The organism is Rhodopirellula europaea 6C, assembly GCF_000338295.1.
Taxonomy (GTDB): Bacteria; Planctomycetota; Planctomycetia; order Pirellulales; family Pirellulaceae; genus Rhodopirellula; species Rhodopirellula europaea.
Window position 1 is genome coordinate 1 of the sequence record NZ_ANMO01000059.1, and the last position, 6,747, is coordinate 6,747.

4 protein-coding genes are annotated in these 6,747 nt (G+C 57.5%); 1 reads left to right on the forward strand and 3 read right to left on the reverse strand.

Annotated elements, in window-relative coordinates:
- The 3 genes from RE6C_RS05020 to nirD form a co-directional block, all read right to left on the reverse strand.
- A partial coding sequence (locus RE6C_RS05020; protein ID WP_008654470.1) for a UvrD-helicase domain-containing protein occupies positions 1-2,190 on the reverse strand: 2,190 nt, incomplete at its 3' end.
- Complete coding sequence (locus RE6C_RS05025; RefSeq protein WP_008654472.1) at positions 2,187-5,093, reverse strand: PD-(D/E)XK nuclease family protein; 2,907 nt, start codon at positions 5,091-5,093, stop codon at positions 2,187-2,189. The genes RE6C_RS05025 and RE6C_RS05020, both read right to left, overlap by 4 nt.
- Positions 5,094-5,164: 71 nt before the next feature.
- Complete coding sequence (gene nirD / locus RE6C_RS05030) at positions 5,165-5,485, reverse strand: nitrite reductase small subunit NirD (protein WP_008654473.1); 321 nt, start codon at positions 5,483-5,485, stop codon at positions 5,165-5,167.
- 179 nt (positions 5,486-5,664) lie between these two features.
- Here nirD and RE6C_RS05035 point away from each other — a divergent pair.
- The coding region (locus RE6C_RS05035) for a radical SAM protein (protein WP_039961238.1) at positions 5,665-6,747 on the forward strand (1,083 nt) is incomplete at its 3' end.

A 6,747-nucleotide genomic window follows, 5' to 3' on the forward strand; every position in this document is an offset into this window, starting at 1 on the left:
GAGCGTTGCCAATTCGATCAGTTGTTCCAAACGCACGTTCTCACGACTGTCGCAGTGAGGCATCAACGCTTTCGCAAGAAACAGGATCGTTTTGGCGAGACCCTGGTCCTCGATTCGAGATCGAAGCTGATCGGCGGCTTCGCCTTTGCCATCGCTGTCTGACAGCGGCAGGGCAAACTTGAGCGGGCTGCTCGCCACATGCAAACGCCAGCGACCGTCGCCGGGATGTTCGCACATCATCAGCGCGGACAGAATCCAACGCACGGCGACGGAATCGACCAGCGGGTTCCCCCCCTCCGCACTGACGTCGACATCGAGGTGTTCCAGTCGATTGATCAGTGCACCGACGGTGCTGTTGGTGCGAGTCAGCACGCCGATTGTCAGGTGCGGTGATTGGTGGTGCAGCTCGGCAATTTGTTTGGCAACGTCATCCAGCAACCCCTTTTGGATCTCAGCCGCGGACGGTTTGCTCTTCGATTTGGCGTCGGAGTCTGCGGGTGGTTGCAGGTTCAATTCCGCGGTTCGAAACTGAACGTAACCCGGCAATTTTCTCGCAGCGGTGTGCTTGGGAAAACGCTTGGCGAATCGCTTGAGTGCCTTGGCTTCGTAAGTCGCCTTGTCGGCGGGGTTGGGCGGATCCGTTCCCTCGGCCATTGGGTGACGAGGCAAATGTTGAAACGCGTCTGTGACTGCGTCGAGCACCACGCTGCTGCTGCGATAGCTTTCGTCTTGCTGCTTGGAAATGATGCCTGGGATTTGTTTGTCGACAGCATCAAAGATCTCGGCCACGCCGCCACGCCAACCGTATATGGCTTGCTTGGTATCGCCAACGCAGAAGAACGATTTCGAACGTTTGGGATCCAAGACATTGGACGACGAGTCGGTCGATTCACCGGTGACCGATTGAGCCAGTAATCGAAGGACTTGCCACTGCACCGGCGAGGTGTCTTGGAATTCATCGAGTAGCAAGTGATCGATGGAAGCGTCGAGTCGGTCTTGCAGTGTGTGATTGTCGAGCTGCGTGAACACACCAGCCAAGCGAACTGCGATGTCATCAAACGCGAGTGCCCGTTGGGCTTGTTTGACCAATTGAATCAATGTGTCGTAGTGGTCGACCAACGTGCCGGTGGCGTGGTTCTGAGCCCGCAGCAAAGACAGCGATTCATGCCGAGCAACTTCGTAGATCAAGTCGAACTCCGGATCCAAGCCCGGCGGGAACTTGCTGCGTCCAAATTTGACTTCTTCCCCATGCAAACGTGCTTTGGCGATGTTCTTGGTCAGCGTGGCTTCCACCAGCGGACCAAATTCGCGAATTTCGAGGCTGTCGGCTGCGGATTCGAGGGCTTTGACAAGCGACTTTTGCGGGACCTCGGCCGATCGAAGCATGCCTGCCGTGCGTGTGATGTCAGCGGACTCGGGCAGTTCAGGAACCTTCAATTGGTCCCAGCGTTCGACGTCGGCTTGGCGAGCCAGGTTGTACGTGTTCTCCACCACATCGATCAGTTCGCGAGCGATGTTGCGTTTGACATCGCCGCGGCTGAGCATGGAGATCAGCGTCTCGGTCTCCGCCGGTTGCAGGGATTCGATCAGGTTTCCAATCGCGACTTGTCGCAACCAGATTTCTTCGACCTCGTCGGTCAAACGCCAACCGGGAGGCAAGTCCAATTCGAACGGCAGTGCACGGGCAAGTTGCGAGAACAGACTGTCCAGCGTGCAGATGCGCAGGCGGTGAATGTTTCTCAGCAAGCGATGAAACAGTTGCCCGCAGACGTGACGCGGCAAGCCTTCGATGCCGACTTGTTGTCGCAATTCCGCGATCGCTTTTTCGCTCGGATCGATCGCGGCTTTGCCGAGCGTGATCAAGACTCGCTCGAGAATCTCACCGGCGGCTTTGCGAGTGAACGTGGTCGCGAGGATCGTTTCTGGTGGCGCACCGGTCAGCAGAATCTTCAGCAACCGAGCGGTCAGTTGGTAGGTCTTGCCCGTGCCCGCGGAGGCTCGCACCAACGTTGGCTCGAAAGCTTCCTGGAGCGTCGCCGGAGAATCAACAACAAAGTCCAATTCATCGGGAAGCGATTCGTCCTCGGGAAGGCGATCGTCATCGTGAAGCACTTCGGGTTCTGAAGGATTGGCGTCCTCGTCGAAAAACGGGTTGTCGTCAAACAAAGGGTGTTCGGATGGGTTGCTCATTCGAAGGCCTCCGTGTCGTCGTCCATGGGAATGAACACACTCTCGTTCATCAGCATTTCATAGTCGTCAAACTCGACGCCGTCGGGATTGGGCTCGAAGTGACACGCACGAATTTCGCGAACGCAGTGGTGGATCAATTCGTCTGCGGCGGCAAATTGTGCAGGGGTGAATTCGGCCAGGTTGATTTGCGTCTCCGTGTCTTTTTCGGCCACGTTGAAGTACCCCAGTTCAACATCCACCGGGTCGGCATCGATCCCGAGATCGGGAATGAAACGACGGTACAGCGGCAATTGCAAATCCACCCACTGAGTCGATCCATCGGGCAGTTTTTTGAGGTGTTTCTTATCCGGTTTGTGACCGTGTGTTTTGTAGTCGAGAATCGCCCAACGCCCGGTCTCGGGATGAAAGTCGATGCGGTCAAAACGCCCACGCAAGCCCGTGAACTGGCCGTCCAGTTTGATGCCTGTTGGCGTCTTGGGTTTGCCGGTGATGGGGTGGATCTTTTTCTCATCGACGGCGTCTTCCACCGCGTGAATTTGCCAGCCGGCAGCGGCACGTTCAGCTTGTCGAAGGGCGACGGTTTTCAGACGTCGTTGGGCTTGGCGAACTTGCAACTTCACCGTCGTGGAGGTGTTGTCGCCGAAGTGTTTGTTCGCGTATCGGTGAAGCTCTTCAATCAATGCTTCTTCGATGCGTTTGGGATCGGTTTCGTTCTTGTAGTCGCTTCTTCCGAACTCTTCGAGTGCACCGTGGACAAGGTCGCCAAACTGGTTGGCCGCCAACTCCAACGGCGAATCATCCAGCGGTCGCAGCCTCAAAACATGTCGCAGGTAAAACCGGTAAGGACAAGCGAGGTAGGCAGAGAACGCGGTGACACTGAGCGTATCGATTGTCCGGCCGGGTTCCGGTGGCGGGGGAGCGAAGAAGGCTTTGGAATCAACGCTGACCGCAGGAGGTGGCTGGATCGGTTCGATCTCGATCTTGGGTCGTGGAACCGTCAGCAAATCACAAACCCGCTTGGCTGCTTCTTCCGGCGTCGCCGCGGCGAGCAAACGCGATGGCGGTGTGGGGGATCCGTCGGCGGAGTGCGAACCGACGAGAAAACGCACCGTTTCGCGAGACGTCAGCAATTGCTGCATCGCATGCACGTCGCGAGCGTAGCGGCGATCGTTGGCGGATTGATGCAGTGTCGATCGCAGCGATTGCGGCAAGAACGGGTCGCCCGATTGGGCTTCGGGAACGAAGGGGTGATTCAATCCGCAAACCACGAGGGCTGGTGAATCATCGAGAGCAAGGTCCAACCATCCCAGCAATTCAATTTCAGTCGGCGAGGGATCGTCGACCCAACGCACTTCGCTCATGCGTGACGCGAGCATCTCAACGGCAACGGAACCTTCGACCGGCTCATCGAGCGACGGACTGAGGTCAGCGAATCGGTGCAGTAATCGGAAAACGGCACGCAGGGCTTGCTGGGTCCTGGAAATCGAAGCGTCGGACTCCGATTCTTCCGACTCTTCGGAGGCATCGGGATCCACCGGCAGCAGCGACTGAGCGGATTCGCCATGCAGCTGGAGCAAGATCGCTTGAAGTGTTTCGCTCCATTGCCGAATCGGTTGTGGTTCGGTGTTTTCAATCAGCGGCGACAACCAGTGATCCAAAACGTTGCGAATTTGGTTGGCTGTTTTGGTTTGCTGGACTTCCTCAGGAAGGGGCTCGTCGACTGACCGGGGAAAGGCGGACGAGAGAAGTTGATCGAGCTCCTGCAGCCACATTTCCGATTCGGGATGGTCAGGGCAACGCTCGCTGACATACCGAGTCACATCGGCGTGACGGACAAGTGCGGCCAACGATCGCCAAGTCCGTCGTTGCAGGTAGGTGACAATCAAGTGCATCAAACGCCCGACAGCGGTTTGACCGACGCGGTGTCCCAAGTGACGATGCGTCGCGACGCCCAACAAATCACAGCGGTTCTCAATCGGTTCGACTTGCGATTCGTCGGTGACGCCGATCGCGATTTGGTCGATGCGGTATTTCTGGCCCAGTTCCGACAGCGTTTCCATCACCGCAGCGGTCTGATCCGAGATGTCCCCGGCGGGAATCAGTTGGTCATCTTGCAAAGGCAAGCAATGAGATTGCCAACGTCCGGCGTTCAAGTTTCCAAACGAATCGAATCGTTTCGCGTGGCTGTCGGGAGCTGCCACCAAAGCCGTGATCGCAGCCGAGTTCTTGGACGATTCGACTTGGGCCAACATCGAGACCAGTAGTTTGGAAATGTCGGTGGTCCCGATCAACACCAGCGGCCGAGTCGCGCGGCAAGCGTTGTTGCGAATCGCGTCAAGTTGGGCTTCGTTGGGATCGGCTTTTCCCGCCGCGGCGAGTTCCGAGAGATAGGCCTGCATCAAGTCGACGAAGAATTGCCAACGGCGACGCTCGCCGGCTGAGTCGCACATTGCTAAGACGTCGGCGTAGGTCAATCCTTCGGCGGCGATAGAATTGTGCAGCCGCCGCATCGTGCCACCCAGTTCCAGCCAAGCGTCGGCGGCATCGGGCGCCGGTGGGCTGGAAATCAGCACGCTCAAGTCATCTTGGTTGGCCGCCGCAAGGACTCGCGCCCAGGCCAACGTTTGTTCGAAGTCCAATGCCGCCGCGTCGGATTCATACAACCTGGAGGGCAGGTCGCCGACCGTCAGCATTCGCGGGAGATCCACGGTTTGCTTCGCGGCGTTGGCCTCCGCAAGCAGAAGCTCCTTCATGCGGTCGATCGCGCGGCGGGAGGGGAACACCAAATCCAAGTGCGACAAATTCCAGTCGCCTTTGGTTTTCGGCCCGTTGGTTTCTTTCAGCCACTGCAGGCTCGAGACCAGCAGCGGTTGGTTCCATCCCAGAAAGATTGTTTGCGTCATTCGTTTTGAATTGTGGATTCGCGGTGGGGGCGAGCAGAGAACGCAGGCGTCAAATGCGGGGAAACGCGTTGCTATTCCACGTCCGGCTTTTCTCGCACCCACACCTCGTCGTTTTCGACTTTGACATCGAAGCAGTCGACCTTGGTTCGCGGGTTGTCTTCCCAGGTGCCGTCTTTGATGCAGAATCGCCAAGCGTGCCAGGGGCAAGTCACCGAGTGGTCTTCGACGTGACCTTCGGCCAAGGACGCACCCATGTGAGGGCACAGATCGTCAATCGCGTACCATTCGTCGCCTTTGCGAAAAACCGCGACCATTCGGCCGTCGACGGGGACCGCTTTGCCCACGTTGTCTTCGAAATCGGAAACCTTGCCGACGCTTTCGTATTCGCTCATTTTTTCGTTCTTTGTTAGATATGGACTGCGTTCTCGCCGCTCAGCGTTTTGAATCTCCGTTTTATCCCACGACAGCCGATTCCCCAATGAGGCTGAGGATGACTCCGGCGGCCGGATTCGCTTTAATGGACATCCGGTTGTCGCTTGACCACTCGATCCGTCTTTGGTGCCAGTACTTTATGATTCATCACGAACTCCGACTAAAACTCGAATCTCGCGTTTTGCCTCACGTGCAAACGCCGGCTCAGTATGTTGGCGGGGAACGCAACATCATCGTCAAAGACCATCGGAAACTACGCGGGAAAATCGCCGTTGGATTCCCCGATGCGTACACGATTGGGATGAGCCATCACGGGCTGCAAGTCCTGTATTCGATGATCAATCGGCGAGACGATTGGTGTGCCGAGCGAGTCTTCATGCCTTGGCCGGACATGGAAGCGAAACTGCGTGAGCACAACTTGCCGCTCTACACGCTCGAAACGTTCACGCCGCTCAGTGAGTTTGACGTTATCGGGTTGTCGCTGCAGTACGAAATCAGCTCGCCCAACGTGTTGACGATGGTCGACCTCGGCGGGATCCCGCTCGACGCCGTTGACCGGACGATGGCGGATCCGTTGTTGGTTGCGGGAGGACCATGTTGTCAAAACCCGGAGCCAATGGCCGACGTCTTCGATGTGATGGTGACCGGCGACGGCGAGCCGGCGCTGCCAGAGGTTTGCGAGTTGTGGCTCAGCCTTCGTGAAGAAGCTCGCTTGCCCGACGGAACGTTCGTGACCGGCGAAGAAGGCCGGAAGCAACGCGAAGACGCTTTGGCTCGCGTGGCTCAGCAATTGCCGTTTGCTTATGTGCCTCGGTTCTACGAGCCTCAGTACTCCGACAACAATCGAATCGGATCGATCGTTCGAACTCGCGATGACGTGCCGGAGACAATCGCACCCAGCGTGATCAGTGACTTGGATGGCATGCCGTTGCCGACCGAGCCCATTGTGCCGTACGTCAACTGCGTGCACGACCGAATCGCGATCGAGATCATGCGAGGTTGCCCGCACCTGTGCCGGTTCTGCCAAAGCACGGTGATCAAACGGCCGCTGCGAATTCGCGAGGTCGACACAATCGTCGACGCGGCGTTGGAAAGTTATCGCAGCACGGGCTTCAACGAGATCAGCATTCTGTCGCTCTCCAGCAGCGACTACCCGCACTTTGCCGAGCTGGTGAAACGGTTGCATGAAGTCTTCGTGCCGTTGGACGTGAACATCAGCGTG

Coding starts and splice junctions, on each gene's coding strand:
- RE6C_RS05025 (WP_008654472.1), bottom strand. CDS start 5,093: ATGACGCAAACAATCTTTCTGGGATGGAACCAACCGCTGCTGGTCTCG.
- nirD (WP_008654473.1), bottom strand. CDS start 5,485: ATGAGCGAATACGAAAGCGTCGGCAAGGTTTCCGATTTCGAAGACAAC.